A 15,440-nucleotide genomic window follows, 5' to 3' on the forward strand; every position below is an offset into this window, starting at 1 on the left:
GAGACAATTATCCGAATCGAAATCCGATCAAACGCGATGATAGGGATGACCGGAGAGGATTGTGACGGCGCGGTAAAGCTGTTCGGCAATCAGGATACGAACGATCTGATGCGGCCATGTCAGCTTGCCGAGATTGAGAACGGCCGTCGCCTTGTCGTAAAGCGCAGGATCGAGCCCGTCTGCCCCGCCGATGGCGATCACGAGGTCACGCTTGCCGCTATCGCGCAAATCGCCAAAAAACGAAGCAAAGGCGGGACTGTCCAGCGCCTTTCCCCGCTCGTCCAGCAGGACGAGGGCAGCACCATCGGCCAGATGTTTTTCCAGCATCGCAGCTTCTTCGCGCTTGCGGGTCTCCGCATTGGACGCCCGACTTTCGGCAACCTCGATCACTCGCGAAAACTCCAGCCCGATCGCCGGGCCGGTCTTTGCCAGACGCTCGATATAACGGGCCGCAAGATCCTTTTCGGGGCCGGATTTCAGCCGTCCCACCGCAAAAATTGAAATCCGCATCGCAAACCTGCATTCGTCGTGACCCAACAGGGTCTCTTAACAGCACAGCCTGCGGATTCCTATGCAGCCGGTCTGATTTCCGGCCAGAGACACCGTTTCCGAAGTCAGATATGATCTTCGGCAAAAGCGATGCACTCGCTCAAAGGCTCACCGCATCAATGCAGCGTCTCTTCCGGCATATCCGGCGTCGCCCACATTTTTTCAATGTTGTAGAAAGCGCGGATTTCCGGACGGAACACATGAACGATGATATCGCCGGTGTCGATCAACACCCAGTCGCCGGTCTCAAGACCTTCAACGCGGGCGTTTCCGAACCCTTCATCCTTCATGTCCTTGAGAAGATGCTCGCAAATCGCCGAAACATGCCTGTTCGATCGCCCGGAGACCACGACCATGTAGTCCGCAAGCGCCGATTTTCCGGCAATGTTGAGAGAGACGATATCTTCAGCCTTGGAGTCCTCGAGGCTCGCGAGGACGGTTTCGAGGGCATGGCCGGCGGCATCGGCGCCACTGTCCTGGCCCTTCGGGATAGCAACAAATGCTCTTCCCTTGGCGTGTACTGTTGTCAGAGGTTTTCCTTTCCAAGAATGACAAAACAGGCACTGGCGACGCGATTCTCTGCGTCACACAATAAAGGTGGCATCAAAGCATTAACTTTTCAAGATATGGACCCATCGACACCCGGCACATACATCATTTGTGATCGAAGGCGTCATTTACGACCGTTGCGCAACGCCGTGGAGCTGAGCGTCGAGCGCGGACCGTGAATGAAAACCCAGGCAGGTGCCGCTTTTTTCCACAAAACGCCGGCATCGTCCTCATCCACCCGTGCATGGCTGAAGGCCTGCGCCATGGTGGAGGAGAGATAAGAGAGCGTGGAACCCGGCCGATCGATCACGGCGATCGGGAATGTCTCGGCGATCCGCCGCCATTTCTGCCAGCGATGGAAGCCTTTTAGATTGTCCGCTCCCATGATCCAGACAAAACGGACATGCGGATTTTTCGCCTTCACCTTGGCAAGCGTATTGGCCGTATAGCTCATCCCCAGTGATTTTTCGAAAGCCGTCACCTTGATGCGTGGATCATGGACCAGCTTTTCGCAGGCGGCGATGCGGTCTTCCAGAGACGCCAGCTCCGAGCGGCTTTTCAGAGGGTTGCCCGGTGTGACGATCCACCAGAGCTGGTCCAGACCGAGCCTGCGCAGCGCAATCTCGGCCACAAGCGCGTGACCCGCATGCGGCGGATTGAAAGAACCACCGAACAGGCCGACGACCATGCCCCGCTCGACATGCGGCATGGTGAGATAACGTCTGTCGAGGCGCTTGTCAGCCGGCAAATATCAGGTCCGTGTCTGGCCGGTGCCATGCACCCGGTATTTGAACGAGGTGAGCTGCTCGACGCCAACCGGGCCCCGCGCATGCATCTTGCCCGTGGCAATGCCGATTTCAGCACCCATGCCGAATTCGCCGCCGTCTGCGAACTGCGTCGAGGCATTGTGCAGAAGAATGGCCGAATCGAGTTCGTTGAAGAATCGCGCGACCACATCGGGATCCTCAGCGATCACCGCCTCGGTGTGGTTGGACGAATAGGTGCCTATATGCTCGATCGCGCCCGAAATACCCTCCACCACGGCGACCGAAATGATCGCATCGAGATATTCGGTGCGCCAGTCCTCTTCCGTTGCCGGTGTGAGACCCGACACCACGTCGCGAACGGCCTGCGAACCGCGCACTTCGCAGCCAGCTTCGATCAGGGCTTTGACCAGAGGCGTAAGATGCGTGGAAACGGCAGCGGCATCCACCAGCAGCGTTTCAGCAGCTCCACAAATACCCGTGCGGCGCATCTTGGCATTGACGACGATACGTTTCGCCATGTCGAGATCGGCGGATTTGTCGATGTAGACATGACAAATACCTTCCAGATGCGCGAAGACCGGCACACGCGCTTCCGACTGTACCCGTGCCACGAGGCTTTTGCCGCCGCGTGGCACGATGACGTCAACCGTACCGTTCAGGCCGCTGAGAAGTGCGCCGACGGCCGCACGGTCGGTCACCGGCACCAGCTGAATGGCATGCTCGGGGAGACCGGCGATCTTCAGGCCTTCCACGAGGCAGGCATGGATAGCACGCGATGAATGTTGCGAATCCGAGCCACCGCGCAGGATGACGGCATTGCCCGCCTTGAGGCACAAAGCGCCGGCATCCGCCGTCACATTCGGGCGGCTTTCATAGATCACACCGATGACGCCGAGCGGCGTGCGCACGCGCTCGATCTTCAGCCCATTCGGACGATCCCAGGCGGCGATGACTTCGCCGACCGGATCAGGCAGCGCCGCAACCGAACGGATGCCTTCGGCAATACCGGCGATCCTCGCATCGTTGAGGGTCAACCTGTCCACGAAGGAAGCGGCAAGGCCCGCGCTTTCCGCCGCGGCCAGATCTTTCCTGTTGGCGGCAAGGATCGCATCTCTGGATGCCTCAATGGCGGAGGCCATGGCAAGCAGCGCGCGGTTCTTCTGGTCTGCGCCGGCAATGGACAACGGTCGCGAAGCACCTTTCGCCTGAGCGCCGATGGTGATCATCAGCGCGTCAATATCATTGCTTTGCTTCACGGCCTGTTCAGGCATGGACCTCATCCTTCTCTGCATTTTTAACTTTGACGGCGGCGCCCGTCATGACCAGATCGTCACGATGAATCATGGCCGCCCGCCCGACATAACCGAGTATCGCTTCGATCTCGTTGGACTTGTGACCGATGATAAGACGCGCCTCTTCAGCATCGTAACCCGCAAGACCACGAGCGACTTCACGGCCTTCCGCACCGATAATGGCAATTGCATCACCACGGCCGAAATTACCCTTCACCAGTCGCACCCCCGCCGGAAGCAGGCTTTTTCCGGCATAAAGAGCCTTTTCCGCACCGGCATCCACATGGATTTCGCCGGCCGGCTGCAATTGCCCGGCAATCCAGGTCTTGCGCGCCGTCACCGGCGTGCCCGAAGGCGCAAACCATGAGGAGCGCGCGCCGCTTTCAATAGCCTTCAAGGGATTAAGCGTCTTGCCGGAAGCGATAATCATGCCGCAGCCGGCAGCTGTCGCGATCTTGCCCGCATCAATCTTGGTACGCATGCCGCCCCGTGAAAGCTCGGATGCCGCACCGCCTGCCATGGCCTCGATTTCGGGCGTGATATCGCCAATCGTTTCAAGGAATTTCGCGTCCGGATCGAGATGCGGCGGAGCCGTGTAAAGCCCGTCAATATCCGAAAGCAGCACCAGAAGATCGGCGCCCGTCATGGTCGCCACACGCGCTGCCAGACGGTCATTGTCGCCATAACGGATTTCGGTGGTCGCCACCGTGTCGTTTTCATTGATGATCGGGATGGCGCCGATCTTCAGCAACTGGTTGATGGTGGCGCGCGCATTGAGATAACGGCGACGCTCTTCAGTATCGGAAAGCGTCAAAAGAATCTGACCGGCAACGATCTCATGCCGCGACAGGCTTTCCGACCATGCCCGCGCCAGCACGATCTGGCCAACCGCCGCCGCCGCCTGGCTTTCTTCCAGCTTCAATGCACCGGAGGGCAGGCCAAGCACGGTGCGGCCAAGCGCGATGGCGCCCGACGACACAACCTGCACATCTGCGCCATTTTTCTTCAGCGCGGCGATATCCTCGCAAATGGCGTCGAGCCAATCTTTTTTGAGACCGGTCTTCCGGTCCACCAGAAGCGCCGACCCGATCTTGATGACGATCCGGTTATGGCTCGCCAGCGGCTTGCGCGTCAGGCTCATAGGCGGTCGTCCTCTTCCTCGGCCTCGCTGTCCTCATGCGGCATCGACCGGTCCGGCAGGGCGGTTTCGCCGCCATTGCTCGCCGACACGATAATATCGCGAAGGGCGCGCAGCGCTTCCGTCATGCCGATATGGGCGGCAGCGGAGAGAAGGAGCGGGGGACGGCCGCAGGCCTTCTCCAGTTCCTTGGCCTTCTTTTTCAGCTCTTTTTCATCCAGCACGTCGATCTGCGACAGCGCCACGATTTCCGGCTTGTCAGTCAGCCCGCCGCCATAAGCGTCCAGCTCGGCCTTGACCGTCTTATAGGCCTTGCCGACCTTTTCTTCCTGTGCAGAGACGAGGTGCAGAAGCACGCGGGTACGCTCCACATGGCCGAGGAAACGGTCACCGATGCCCACACCCTCATGCGCGCCTTCGATGAGGCCGGGAATATCGGCCAGCACGAATTCACGGCCATCGATGGTCGCGACGCCCAGGTTTGGGTGAAGAGTGGTGAAGGGATAGTTGGCGATCTTCGGCCGCGCACGGGTGACCGTCGCAAGGAACGTGGATTTACCCGCATTGGGCAGACCGACGAGACCGGCATCGGCGATCAGTTTCAGGCGAAGCCAGACTGTCTTTTCCTCGCCCGCGAGGCCGGGATTGGCATGGGTGGGAGCCTGATTGGTGGACGACTTGAAATAGGCATTGCCGAAACCGCCATTGCCGCCGGCGGCAAGACGAAAGCGTTGGCCTTCCTTCGTAAGGTCGACGATCAGCGTCTCGTTATCTTCTTCAAAAATCTGCGTACCGACCGGCACCCTCAGCACCACATCTGCGCCCTTGGCGCCGGTGCGGGTCTTACCCATGCCGTGCTGTCCGATAGAGGCCTTGAAATGCTGCTGAAAGCGGAAGTCGATCAGCGTGTTGAGGCCATTGACCACCTCAACCCAGACATCGCCACCGCGTCCGCCATCGCCGCCGTCAGGGCCGCCGAATTCGATGAATTTTTCGCGCCGGAAGGAAACGGCGCCCGCGCCGCCGTCGCCGGACTTGATATAGACTTTTGCTTCATCGAGAAATTTCATCGGACTGCCGTTCTATCGGTTTGCGGACGCAACAATCTTGCCGGTGCGTCGAACAAAAATATCGTCGTTTCGAATACAAGCGCTTCTTCACGAGGTCAAAGACTATCGTGCGGGAAGCCCATGCGCGAGACAAGACCGGTTTGGATCAAACCGGCCTTGCAATACTCCTCAGGTACGATGCGGCTGAATAAAATCTTCAGCCGTAATCATCGTACCGATATGCGCCACCATGGTGGCGCGCGCCGTGGCGTAGACCTGGTGGCAGCCGGTCACCCGGAAGCCGAGTTTTTCCTGCACGCGCAGCGAAGCGGGGTTATCCGCAAACACACCGGAATGCAGAACCACTCCGGGCATGCGGCGGAAGAACCGCTCGACCACGGCGGCCACCGCCTCGGTCATGTAACCCTTGCCCCAGTAGAAGCGGTTCAGCCAGTAGCCGAGATGCCACTCGCCGTGCCGCAATTCCACCGAGACGACGCCGATCAGGGTATCGTCGCCGCTGGTGATGGCGAAATCCCAGTCGGGCAGCGTGCCGGACGTCCGCAGCACCAACCATTCCAGCGCATCCTGCTTGTGGTAGGGCGCGGGAACGCGGGCCAGCATTCTGGTCACGGCGAAATCGCCAAGCGATTCCGCAATGCTGCCGGCATCGGAAAGCCGTTGCGGCCGCAGCACCAGACGCTTTGTCTCGATGACAGGGCAGGGGCCGGGCGGCGCTACGGGCGTGGCGGCGCGGCGGCGGGTAAGCTCTATCGTACTCATCCCATGTCCCCCCAGCTCTTCAGCGAAACCCAGGTCTTGCGGTCCAGCCTGTACCATTCGACCGGCACCATACCGCCAAGCGCCAGCGAACCGACCATGCCGGAACCCTGGAACTGGAATCCGCATTTCTGGATAACGCGCCGCGACGCGATGTTGGTGACCCGGCAACGGGCGTCGATCTGGTCGATTTCACGCGTGCGGAAGGCCATGTCGATCAGCGCATGCGCCGCTTCCGTCATGTAGCCGCGGTTCCAGTAGGGTTCCCCCAGCCAGTAACCGATCTCCAGCGTCTTTTCGTCTTCCTGGGGTTCGAGCGCGCAGCAGCCAAGAAATTCGCCATTGTCCATGCGGGTAATCGCATAGACGCACTTGCCAATCTCGCCAGCTTTGGAGCGTCGCACAAAATCCGCGGCGTCTTTGGCCGTGTAGGGGTGCGGCATACGCGACACCATGGTCGCGATATTGGCATTGTTGGCAAGATGGGCAAGGGCGTCGATGTCTTCTTCGTGGGGCTTGCGTAAAACCAGCCTCTGCGACAGTAAAACGGGGCAATCGCTCCTCGACCGATCGGGCCTCGGCCGTTCCTCGGGTGACCGTGATTGGTCAACCCTCAACAATTCAGCTTGCATGGTTCAGTCCCTCCTTGGGGTTAAAGAAAAAGGGGAGTTGGGTGGTGCCCCATCTCCCCTGTTTTCTTGACTGAACCTGATACGTCTCAGCCGGGTCGATGGGACACCGGCTGCATATGACGCTTACCGGCTTATTCTGCGGCTTCCGCTTTCGGAGCCACGGATACGAATACGCGGCCGTTGGCCTTCGTACGGAAGTTCACGTTACCTGCGGTCAGTGCGAAAATCGTGTGGTCCTTGCCGATGCCAACATTGGCGCCCGGATGCCACTGCGTGCCGCGCTGGCGCAGAATAATGTTGCCTGGAATGACAGCTTCGCCGCCGAACTTCTTTACGCCAAGGCGCTTGGATTCGGAATCGCGACCGTTACGCGAGGAACCGCCAGCTTTTTTGTGTGCCATTGGAGTTCTCCTTTAAACCTTGTTTCCCGTGTCGCGCCGATTAGGCAGCAACGATGTCCGTGATGCGGACGACAGTGTGATGCTGACGATGGCCGCGCGAACGCTTGGAGTTCTGACGACGACGCTTCTTGAAGGCGATGACCTTCTTGCCGCGGTTGTGCTCGACAACTTCAGCCTTGACGATGGCACCCTTGACGAAGGGAGCACCGAACTTGGCGTCGGCACCTTCGCCAACAACGAGAACTTCGGTGAATTCTACAGTTGCGCCTGCCTCTGCTTCCAGCTTTTCGATGGTCAGCACGGCGTCGGCCGCTACGCGGTACTGCTTACCGCCGGTCTTGATGACTGCGAACATTTTTTATCCTTTCATGTTCGTTCCGGCTCTGCCCGCAAATGCAAGCTGGCCGTCTTTTTATCAGTCGGAGTAGCGGAAATCCGTCAGGGCCGAATGCCCTTTGAATGTCTGCCGGTGAAACCGCCATTTGAAAGGCGGCATAAACAGAAGGCGCACTACGCCATCAATTTGGGTGCCGATTACGCGAGACGCCGGTTTATGTCAAGATGAAGACGGTTTGAAAAGTAACTGTAATGCCGAGAATTTCATGCTTTTTCGGCAGGTGCGGCAGTCAGGTCTCGAAATTTGTTCAGCAAGTGTTTATATGGGCCTTCCAACAAGGAGCAGAAATGGCCCGCATAGACCAGACCGACGATTGGCGGGACCGCCACGCGCCGACACTTTCCGCCTTTGAGTCGCTGGCGATCGAGGCATATGGCCACCTGCCGGAAGAATTTCGCGCACTGACCAAGGATCTCATCATCGAGATCGCCGATTTTCCGACCGACGATGTGTTCGAGGACATGGCGCTCGAAACGCCCTTCGATCTTCTCGGATTGTTCGAGGGTCGCGGCATCTCCGAACGTTTCACGATGGAAACGGGCGAGATGCTGAACCGCATCACGCTCTATCGCCGTCCCATTCTCGATTATTGGGCCGAGAACGAGGAGACGCTGGGCGATATCATCACCCATGTCCTCATCCACGAAATCGGCCACCATTTCGGCCTGTCGGATGACGACATGGAGCGGATCGAAGAAAGCGCCGACGAGGCCGCCGCCGATCGCTGATCGGGGCGGCTGCCGTAGCTATTGCTCGCCGAGCTTCATGTCCGGATGGTATTCCTTGCCCTCGACCACCTTGGTCACGGCCTGGCCGCAATGCATGACGCCGGCTGCAGCGTTAAACGCGTAGCTTGGCGAACCCGCCAGTTCCCAGCCCTTGTTCAAGGCTTCGGTAACGCGATGACAAAATTTGGCGTCGTCGGGACCGGTGATGAAACGATAGACCTTCACGTCTCTTTTTCCTTTCTTGCCGCGATGATATCGGCCATGGCGACCAACCTCTCGGCTTCCGCCACATGCAGCCGCTCGATCATGCGTCCATTCATGTTGATGACGTTCAATTCCACAGATTCGGGCTCCGCGAAAGCGGCAATGATCTGGCGTGCGTCGCTTACTGCCGCCTCATCCGGACCGAAATGACGGTTGGCAGCTTCAATCTGGGCCGGATGGATCAACATCTTGCCGTCGAATCCCATCCCCCGCCCCTGGGCACATTCCGCCTCGAAAGCGGTAATGTCGCCAAAATCATTCGACACGCTGTCGATGACATCAAGACCGTAGGCGCGTGCGGCAAGCACGACCTGCATCATCCAGGGAATGAGGTAGGTGCGTCCTGGCGCGGCCGGAACCCGGGTTTCGCTGCGCAGATCGTTAAGACCGATAACAAAGGCAGCAAGCCGCGAATCCGGCGTATGTGCGGCATCAGCGATTGACGCGGCGTTCAGCACACCAAGCGGCGTCTCGATCATCGCCCAGATTTTCAGCGCCTCAGGCGCATCGGCCTCGGACAGAAGATCTGCCAGATCATGGATGGCAGCAGGCTGCTCCACCTTCGGCAGCAGCACCGAATCCGGCTTGCAGGAAAGGACAAGCTGCAAATCCGCTTTTCCATCCGGTGTCGAAAGCGGATTGATGCGGATAATGGCTTCTCGAAGACCGAAAGATCGCTTGGAAAACAATTTTTCAAGATTATCCCGCGCCTTCCCCTTCATCCCGGGAGCAACGGAATCCTCGAGATCGAGGATGAAGCCGTCACAGTCGAGCACCGGTATTTTCGCCAGCGCGCGTTCGTTGATCGCTGGTACCGAAAGGATGGAACGGCGGGGTCTTACAAGAATATTTTCGGAAAAATTGACCATGCCGCACTTGTGTCAAGCTTTTGTGACATCTGCAAGCTGACAATCCACTGAATCCTCTTGCAAGCCGGAAGAAGAAGGCCCACATTCGTCTGGAAAGAAAGGTTGAATCATGCAAGGCATCCGTTCATTTTTCATCGCCGCATCCGGCATCGCAATTCTGGCCATGGCTGCTCTTTTCACGGCATCGCTCACGGTCGCTTTCATCGGTGTGCTTGTCGTTCTCAGCGCTGCCCGAATTTTGTCGGCGCGCCTGAAGCCAGCTCCCATTCCGGTCAAGACCCGCAACCAGCGCGACATGCGCGTCTGGAACGACGGCAAGGGCACCATTATCGATCTTTAAGATCGATTAACCGGGAAAAACGCCGGTGCGCCACATATGGCGTACCGAAGAACGGGTGTTTGCGCTTCTAAAGTTCCGCGTTTTAGAGTATTTCGAGCCCTGAACGTCGGGAAGCCGCTGCTGGCTCTGAACCTGTCATCGGAAATACGGAAAGCGACAGATGGAAAAATTCACCAAGCTGACGGGCGTTGCCGCGCCCATGCCGGTGGTCAATATCGACACCGATATGATCATTCCGAAAGATTATCTGAAGACCATCAAGCGCACCGGCCTTGGCAAGGGCCTCTTCGCCGAGTCGCGTTATCTCGAGGATGGCTCGCCCAATCCGGATTTCGTGCTGAACAAGCCCGCCTACCAGAACGCCCAGATTCTTGTCGCGGGTGACAATTTCGGTTGCGGCTCCTCGCGCGAACATGCCCCATGGGCGCTTCTCGATTTCGGCATCCGCTGCGTGATCTCCACCAGCTTCGCCGACATCTTCTACAATAACTGTTTCAAGAACGGCATCTTGCCCGTTGTCGTCAGCCCGGAGAACCTCGAAAAGCTGCTGGACGACGCCTCGCGCGGCTCGAACGCCGTTCTCTCCATCGATCTGGAGCGCCAGGAGATCAGCGGCCCCGATGGCGGCACGATCAGTTTCGAGATCGATGAATTCAAGCGCCATTGCATGCTGAACGGTCTGGACGATATCGGCCTGACGCTCGAACATTCAGGCGCTATCGACACGTTCGAAAAAGCGAACGCCTCGGTCCGCCCCTGGGCCTGACCACATTTCCGCTCTTCAAAAAAGCCGATCCCGTACCAAACCGTACCGGATCGGCTTTTGCTTTGCTTGAAAAGCCCCTGAGGCGGAGATAAGAAGCCTCCGATCCCGTCCGGCCGCGATACGACTTCTCATGTGCAGGACGGAAACGAGTTTGACGCCGCGCTCGCCGCAATCGAAAACCCTTCATGATGTTTTCCGGCGCGCCGCCCAAGGAGGGTTCTCATGACAGTCCGTTCGCTTTTCCTGCTACCCGGTGATGGTATCGGCCCCGAAGCCATGGCTGAGGTCCGCAAGCTGATCGAATATATGAACAGCGCGCACAATGCCGGTTTCACCGTTTCGGAAGGCCTCGTCGGCGGTTCGGCTTACGACGCCCATGGTGTGGCGATTTCCGATGCGGATATGGAAAAGGCGCTTGCCGCCGATGCAATCCTGTTCGGCGCTGTCGGCGGCCCGAAGTGGGATGGCGTGCCCTACGAGCATCGCCCGGAAGCGGGTCTGCTGCGTCTGCGCAAGGACCTCGAACTTTTCGCCAATCTGCGTCCCGCCATCTGCTACCCGGCACTTGCCGCCGCCTCGTCGCTGAAGCCTGAACTGGTCGAAGGTCTCGATATCCTCATTGTACGCGAACTGACGGGCGGCGTTTATTTCGGTGAACCGAAGCAGATCATCGATCTCGGCAACGGCCAGAAGCGCGGCATCGACACGCAGATCTACGACACTTTCGAAATCGAGCGTATTGCCAGCGTCGCTTTCGAACTGGCCCGCACCCGCGATAACCGCGTCTGCTCGATGGAAAAGCGCAACGTCATGAAATCAGGTGTGTTGTGGAACCAGGTGGTCACCGAAACCCACGCCGCCAGGTTCAAGGATGTTCAGCTGGAGCATATGCTGGCCGATGCCGGCGGCATGCAACTGGTGCGCAAGCCCAAGCAGTTCGACGTGATCGTCACCGACAACCTTTTCGGCGACATGCTCTCCGACGTCGCCGCCATGCTCACCGGCTCGCTCGGCATGCTGCCGTCCGCTTCGCTTGGCGCCCCTGACGCCAAGACCGGCAAGCGCAAGGCCATGTATGAGCCGGTCCACGGTTCGGCCCCGGATATTGCCGGCAAGGGCATCGCCAACCCCATCGCCATGATCGCGTCCTTCGCCATGTGCCTGCGTTACTCGTTCAACATGGTGGATGAGGCTACCAAGCTCGAAACAGCAATCGCAAACGTGCTCGACAAGGGCATCCGCACCGCCGACATCATGGCCGAGGGCAGCCGCCAGGTCGGCACCTCCGAAATGGGCGACGCGGTTCTTGCCGAATTCAAGGCGCTTTCGGCGTAACGCCTGACGAAACCGGCTGGGCAGTCGGCGTGTTCGTCTGCCCATCTTCCTTCGGCAGAAGATGCTCATATCTTTTGTCAGTCAGTGTCTTCAGAAAGGCGACAATGGCGTCCACACGCTTGTCGTCCAGTGCCGGCGCGGATGTCAGTTCTGCGATGGCGATATTTTCAGGCACTTCCGGCGCATCCCACGTCTTGCCCGTTTCCGGATTGATCTGGCGGCTCGGCTTCTTGCTTTTATATTTCACGTAAAACAGCACCACCGTGCGCAAATCCTTGAACACGCCATTGTGCATGTAAGGACCGGTGACGGCGACATTGCGCAGCGTTGGCACCTTGAATTTACCACGCTGGGCGGCATCGCCGGCAACTTCAGGATTTTGCGCCAGTCCCAGATCGATCGCGCCCGGTTTGGAGCCGTTTACGGCCCGGACCGATGTATTGGCGGGAACGCCGATGTTGAAATATTTGTGGTTGGTGAAAAGGCCGTCTTCCAGGCCCTTGGCGCCACGGATTTCATGGCATGTATTGCAATTGGTGAATTGCGTCGACGAAATCAGAACGCGGCCCAATTCCTCCTGATCGGTCAACTTTTCTTCGCCGCTCAGGAAACGGTCATATTTGGAATCGAAGGTCGAAAATTCATCCGAGCGCTCAAAGCTCGCCAGCGCCTTCGTCATCGCGGCATAGGCAGTGTCGTCGCTCGCAAAAACATCCTTGCCGAACTGCGTGCCGAAAGCCGCGACATAATCCGGGTTTTCCCTGAGCCGTTTGACGACCGAGGCCTTGTCCGGCATGCCCATTTCGAGGGGATTGAGCGGCGGACCGCCCGCCTGATCTTCAAGCAGGGAGGCGCGGCCATCCCAGAACTGCCCGCCGACATACTCTCCCGCCGCATTCCTGCCGAATGGCGGCGTAAACCTAGCATAAGCTGCAGTCGGCGCGTTGCGGTCGCCCAGCGAAATCCCATCGTCGCCGACAGATACGTCCCGCCCGACCTTGTCGCTCTCCCGCGCATCGGAAAAACCGGCAGCCTGCATATGGCAGGTGGAACAGGACATGGTACGGTTCATCGAAAGATTGGGATCGTCGAACAGCGCCGCACCGAGCTTTTCCAGCGTTGCGTAATCTTCACCGCCGTGGGCAGCCGTGCCGTCGGCGCCCAAAGGGGCCAGCAAAATGGTCGCAGCGAGAGCGGCAGAGACAAAAAATCCGGGTTTCATCATTGGCAGGCACGCTCGATATAAATGCGCGAGGGCAGGTTCGGACCGGGAAATATGAAGCGGCTTTCGATCCGGCTGCGCTTCACCGAACATAGATCACGGCAGACAACGCCGCTCTTCCATGCCCTATAAAGAAATCTATAGCACTTTCCCGTGGGCCAAGCCTACAAACTTTCGCAGCTTTGTCCACTTTGCCGCAGGTCCACGGGCAACACCCGGAAACGATCAACCGCCTCTGGCGATGGCGTGGAAAAAAGTCCCCGAGACAAATCCTCTCCTGCCGCCCGATGGCCCGAGCGGACGACCCTGCCCGTCAGCAATCCGGGCGAAGGGCTGATCGCGGCCGGGATCGGTAACCCGCGCATAATGGAATTCATGGCCGCGCAGAACATCCCCCGCCGTTCCGAGCGGTCCGCTTGCCGCAATTGTCGCCTGCCGATAGCCGAGATTCATCTTGCGCGTCGCAAAGCTGGTGGCATGCGACAGAAGCCCGGTCATGGCATGGGTCACGCCATCCGCATCTTCCAGCGCCTCGCCGAGCACCATATAACCGCCGCACTCGCCATGAACAGGCTTTGTCGCAGCAAAGCGGGCAAGGCCTGTCTTGAAACCAGCCGCATCCGCAAGTTTTCCGGCGAAAAGCTCGGGATATCCGCCCGGCAGCCAGCAGATATCGCAGCTTTCGTCAGGCGCCTCATCCGCGAGCGGCGAGAAGGGGACGATCTCGGCCCCCGCCGCCTGCCAATGCTTCCTGAGATGCGGATAAAGGAAAGTGAACGCTGCATCTTCCGCCAGCGCAATGCGCTGGCCGGGCGGTGCAATCGCCGTATCTACAGAGCCGGAAGGCACATTCACCGGCGCGGCGAGACAAAGCAGGGCGTCTAGATCGACGGATTTTTCCATCGCATCCGCCAACCGTTCGATATGCGTATTGATTTCCGGATGTTCGCTGGCCTGCACCAGCCCCAGATGCCGTTCGGGCAGGATGAGCGAAGGATCACGCAATACGCAGCCAGCAACGGGAAGGCCGATTCTTTCAATGGCTTCCGTGCACAGCGTCCGGTGTCTTTCGCTGCCCGCCCGGTTGAGCACCACCGCTGCCACGGCAACGGCCGGATCGTAGTGGGCAAAACCATGGGCGACGGCAGCGGCCGTCTGCGACTGGCCGGACACATCGAGCACCAGCAGCACGGGAATGCCGAACAGCCGCGCCAGATCCGCCGCCGAACCCGTGCGATTTTCCGCAACCGGAATACCGTCGAACAGCCCCATGGCGCTTTCGATCAGAACAAGTTCCGCGCCATCGGCCTGCTGCGAAAACAGATGCCGCAGCAAGTCCGGCCGCATGGCCCAGCTATCCAGATTAAGGCCTGATGTGCCGGTGGCGAAGGCATGGAAACCGGGATCGATATAATCCGGCCCCGTCTTGATGCCACGCACCTTGATACCGCGTCGAGCAAATGCCCGGAGCAGGCCGATAGTCACGCTGGTCTTGCCTGAGCCTGAGCGCGGCGCGCCGATAATGATCGCCCGCGCTGTCATGAGCCTGAAACTCCAAGACGCGCCCGCATCGATACAATCTCGCCGATAACAATCAAAGCCGGCGCTTCAAAATTTTCCCTGATTGCATCGTCAGCTATGCTTTCCAAAGTGCCGATGAAAATTCGCTCCTGTGCGGTCGTCGCAGACGTGATGACGGCGACCGGCGTTTCGCCGGAACGGCCGCCTTGCATCAAAAGACCGGCGATCGTACCGATGTTCTTCAGCCCCATGTAAACGACGATGGGTTCGCGTGTTTTCGCCAGCCCCAGCCAGTCCAGATCCTCTTCCGTGCCCGCTGCGTGGCCCGTGGCAAGAGTTACGGCGCGGCTGATGCCACGCATGGTGGCGGGGATGCGGGCGGAAGCAAGCGCGGTGAACGACGAGGTCATGCCCGGCAATATGCGAAACGGAATGCCGGCATGGACAAGCGCCTCGGCCTCTTCCCCGCCACGCCCGAAAATAAACGGATCACCGCCCTTCAGCCGCAACACCTTTTTGCCTTGGCCGGCAAAATCGATCAGCGAAGCGGTAATGTCGTCCTGCGTTGCGGAGGGCTTGCCACCTCTTTTGCCCGCGAACACAATCTCCGCCTGCGGACCAAGCGCTATGACTTCGTCGCTCACCAGCGCATCGCGCACGATGATATCGGCCTGAGACAGCGCGAGCGCCACTTCCAGCGTCAGATAACGCACATCGCCCGGCCCGGCTCCCGCGAGCCAGACGTGACCGGCCTCAAAGACCGGACCTTTTGCGGCGATGCTGTTTAAAATCTGCGGTATCGACATTTTTTTGGCTGCTTTTTAACGATGACGGAAAAAGC

At 59.0% G+C, this 15,440-nt stretch carries 19 protein-coding genes; 4 read left to right on the forward strand and 15 right to left on the reverse strand.

What is annotated here, in order from left to right:
* Window positions 1-27: 27 nt before the first annotated feature.
* The 10 genes from rlmH to rplU form a co-directional block, all read right to left on the reverse strand.
* Window positions 28-510, reverse strand: a complete 483-nt coding sequence (rlmH, locus tag AGR1_RS14235) for a 23S rRNA (pseudouridine(1915)-N(3))-methyltransferase RlmH (protein WP_035265250.1) — start codon at window positions 508-510, stop codon at window positions 28-30.
* 155 nt (window positions 511-665) lie between these two features.
* Complete coding sequence (rsfS, locus tag AGR1_RS14240; RefSeq protein ID WP_035236703.1) at window positions 666-1,109, reverse strand: ribosome silencing factor; 444 nt, start codon at window positions 1,107-1,109, stop codon at window positions 666-668.
* Between the two features lie 113 nt (window positions 1,110-1,222).
* Entirely contained in the window at window positions 1,223-1,846 is a 624-nt protein-coding gene (locus AGR1_RS14245) for a nicotinate-nucleotide adenylyltransferase (protein ID WP_187772145.1), read from the reverse strand.
* A 3-nt stretch (window positions 1,847-1,849) separates the two neighbouring features.
* Window positions 1,850-3,136 carry a glutamate-5-semialdehyde dehydrogenase gene (locus AGR1_RS14250; RefSeq protein WP_187772146.1) on the reverse strand — a complete coding sequence of 429 codons (1,287 nt, stop codon included), beginning with the start codon at window positions 3,134-3,136 and terminating at the stop codon, window positions 1,850-1,852.
* Entirely contained in the window at window positions 3,129-4,298 is a 1,170-nt protein-coding gene (gene proB, locus AGR1_RS14255; protein WP_149147186.1) for a glutamate 5-kinase, read from the reverse strand. Before proB ends, AGR1_RS14250 begins: the two co-directional genes overlap by 8 nt.
* Window positions 4,295-5,365, reverse strand: a complete 1,071-nt coding sequence (gene obgE / locus AGR1_RS14260; RefSeq protein ID WP_077983635.1) for a GTPase ObgE — start codon at window positions 5,363-5,365, stop codon at window positions 4,295-4,297. The genes proB and obgE overlap by 4 nt, the downstream gene beginning before the upstream one ends.
* A 168-nt stretch (window positions 5,366-5,533) precedes the next feature.
* Entirely contained in the window at window positions 5,534-6,127 is a 594-nt protein-coding gene (locus AGR1_RS14265) for a GNAT family N-acetyltransferase (protein ID WP_149147187.1), read from the reverse strand.
* Entirely contained in the window at window positions 6,124-6,756 is a 633-nt protein-coding gene (locus AGR1_RS14270; protein WP_003505256.1) for a GNAT family protein, read from the reverse strand. The genes AGR1_RS14265 and AGR1_RS14270 overlap by 4 nt, the downstream gene beginning before the upstream one ends.
* Window positions 6,757-6,887: 131 nt before the next feature.
* A complete protein-coding gene (gene rpmA / locus AGR1_RS14275) occupies window positions 6,888-7,157 on the reverse strand; it encodes a 50S ribosomal protein L27 (protein ID WP_003492686.1) in 270 nt (89 codons plus the stop codon).
* 40 nt (window positions 7,158-7,197) lie between these two features.
* Window positions 7,198-7,512, reverse strand: a complete 315-nt coding sequence (gene rplU, locus AGR1_RS14280) for a 50S ribosomal protein L21 (RefSeq protein WP_003492690.1) — start codon at window positions 7,510-7,512, stop codon at window positions 7,198-7,200.
* Between the two features lie 329 nt (window positions 7,513-7,841).
* Between rplU and AGR1_RS14285 the strand changes: the two genes are divergently transcribed.
* Window positions 7,842-8,282 carry a metallopeptidase family protein gene (locus tag AGR1_RS14285; protein ID WP_149147188.1) on the forward strand — a complete coding sequence of 147 codons (441 nt, stop codon included), beginning with the start codon at window positions 7,842-7,844 and terminating at the stop codon, window positions 8,280-8,282.
* Between the two features lie 18 nt (window positions 8,283-8,300).
* Here AGR1_RS14285 and AGR1_RS14290 read toward each other — a convergent pair whose 3' ends face one another.
* The gene (locus AGR1_RS14290) at window positions 8,301-8,507 is read right to left on the reverse strand and encodes a DUF1737 domain-containing protein (RefSeq protein ID WP_063951515.1); all 207 of its coding nucleotides are present in this window, start codon (window positions 8,505-8,507) and stop codon (window positions 8,301-8,303) included.
* A complete protein-coding gene (locus tag AGR1_RS14295) occupies window positions 8,504-9,415 on the reverse strand; it encodes a CoA ester lyase (RefSeq protein ID WP_149147189.1) in 912 nt (303 codons plus the stop codon). The genes AGR1_RS14290 and AGR1_RS14295 overlap by 4 nt, the downstream gene beginning before the upstream one ends.
* A 109-nt stretch (window positions 9,416-9,524) precedes the next feature.
* Between AGR1_RS14295 and AGR1_RS14300 the strand changes: the two genes are divergently transcribed.
* The 3 genes from AGR1_RS14300 to leuB all read left to right on the forward strand — a co-directional run bounded on the left by AGR1_RS14300 (window position 9,525) and on the right by leuB (window position 11,856).
* Entirely contained in the window at window positions 9,525-9,755 is a 231-nt protein-coding gene (locus tag AGR1_RS14300; RefSeq protein ID WP_080792227.1) for a hypothetical protein, read from the forward strand.
* Window positions 9,756-9,915: 160 nt separating this feature from the next.
* Window positions 9,916-10,521 (forward strand): 3-isopropylmalate dehydratase small subunit, encoded by a 606-nt coding sequence (leuD, locus tag AGR1_RS14305; protein WP_080792224.1) that lies wholly within the window; start codon window positions 9,916-9,918, stop codon window positions 10,519-10,521.
* A gap of 222 nt (window positions 10,522-10,743) precedes the next feature.
* Window positions 10,744-11,856, forward strand: a complete 1,113-nt coding sequence (gene leuB, locus AGR1_RS14310; RefSeq protein WP_080792222.1) for a 3-isopropylmalate dehydrogenase — start codon at window positions 10,744-10,746, stop codon at window positions 11,854-11,856.
* Here the strand turns inward: leuB and AGR1_RS14315 are convergent.
* From AGR1_RS14315 to cobA, 3 genes are all read right to left on the reverse strand, one after another.
* Window positions 11,837-13,081, reverse strand: coding sequence for a cytochrome-c peroxidase (locus tag AGR1_RS14315; protein WP_149147190.1), 1,245 nt, complete (start codon window positions 13,079-13,081; stop codon window positions 11,837-11,839). The two genes, leuB and AGR1_RS14315, sit on opposite strands and share 20 nt — an antisense overlap.
* Window positions 13,082-13,303: 222 nt before the next feature.
* Complete coding sequence (locus tag AGR1_RS14320) at window positions 13,304-14,620, reverse strand: cobyrinate a,c-diamide synthase (protein ID WP_149147191.1); 1,317 nt, start codon at window positions 14,618-14,620, stop codon at window positions 13,304-13,306.
* Window positions 14,617-15,405, reverse strand: a complete 789-nt coding sequence (gene cobA / locus AGR1_RS14325; protein WP_080792216.1) for a uroporphyrinogen-III C-methyltransferase — start codon at window positions 15,403-15,405, stop codon at window positions 14,617-14,619. Before cobA ends, AGR1_RS14320 begins: the two co-directional genes overlap by 4 nt.
* Between the last annotated feature and the right edge of the window lie 35 nt (window positions 15,406-15,440).

It is taken from the genome of Agrobacterium sp. B1(2019) (assembly GCF_008274755.1).
Taxonomy (GTDB): Bacteria; Pseudomonadota; Alphaproteobacteria; order Rhizobiales; family Rhizobiaceae; genus Agrobacterium; species Agrobacterium salinitolerans.

What these genes read in the sequence shown, in the direction of transcription:
- rlmH (WP_035265250.1), bottom strand. Translation starts at nt 510, where the DNA reads ATGCGGATTTCAATTTTTGCGGTGGGACGGCTGAAATCCGGCCCCGAA.
- AGR1_RS14265 (WP_149147187.1), bottom strand. Translation starts at nt 6,127, where the DNA reads ATGAGTACGATAGAGCTTACCCGCCGCCGCGCCGCCACGCCCGTAGCG.
- AGR1_RS14295 (WP_149147189.1), bottom strand. Translation starts at nt 9,415, where the DNA reads ATGGTCAATTTTTCCGAAAATATTCTTGTAAGACCCCGCCGTTCCATC.
- AGR1_RS14300 (WP_080792227.1), top strand. Translation starts at nt 9,525, where the DNA reads ATGCAAGGCATCCGTTCATTTTTCATCGCCGCATCCGGCATCGCAATT.
- AGR1_RS14270 (WP_003505256.1), bottom strand. Translation starts at nt 6,756, where the DNA reads ATGCAAGCTGAATTGTTGAGGGTTGACCAATCACGGTCACCCGAGGAA.
- AGR1_RS14315 (WP_149147190.1), bottom strand. Translation starts at nt 13,081, where the DNA reads ATGATGAAACCCGGATTTTTTGTCTCTGCCGCTCTCGCTGCGACCATT.
- leuB (WP_080792222.1), top strand. Translation starts at nt 10,744, where the DNA reads ATGACAGTCCGTTCGCTTTTCCTGCTACCCGGTGATGGTATCGGCCCC.
- cobA (WP_080792216.1), bottom strand. Translation starts at nt 15,405, where the DNA reads ATGTCGATACCGCAGATTTTAAACAGCATCGCCGCAAAAGGTCCGGTC.
- rplU (WP_003492690.1), bottom strand. Translation starts at nt 7,512, where the DNA reads ATGTTCGCAGTCATCAAGACCGGCGGTAAGCAGTACCGCGTAGCGGCC.
- AGR1_RS14285 (WP_149147188.1), top strand. Translation starts at nt 7,842, where the DNA reads ATGGCCCGCATAGACCAGACCGACGATTGGCGGGACCGCCACGCGCCG.
- AGR1_RS14320 (WP_149147191.1), bottom strand. Translation starts at nt 14,620, where the DNA reads ATGACAGCGCGGGCGATCATTATCGGCGCGCCGCGCTCAGGCTCAGGC.
- obgE (WP_077983635.1), bottom strand. Translation starts at nt 5,365, where the DNA reads ATGAAATTTCTCGATGAAGCAAAAGTCTATATCAAGTCCGGCGACGGC.
- leuD (WP_080792224.1), top strand. Translation starts at nt 9,916, where the DNA reads ATGGAAAAATTCACCAAGCTGACGGGCGTTGCCGCGCCCATGCCGGTG.
- rpmA (WP_003492686.1), bottom strand. Translation starts at nt 7,157, where the DNA reads ATGGCACACAAAAAAGCTGGCGGTTCCTCGCGTAACGGTCGCGATTCC.
- AGR1_RS14250 (WP_187772146.1), bottom strand. Translation starts at nt 3,136, where the DNA reads ATGCCTGAACAGGCCGTGAAGCAAAGCAATGATATTGACGCGCTGATG.
- proB (WP_149147186.1), bottom strand. Translation starts at nt 4,298, where the DNA reads ATGAGCCTGACGCGCAAGCCGCTGGCGAGCCATAACCGGATCGTCATC.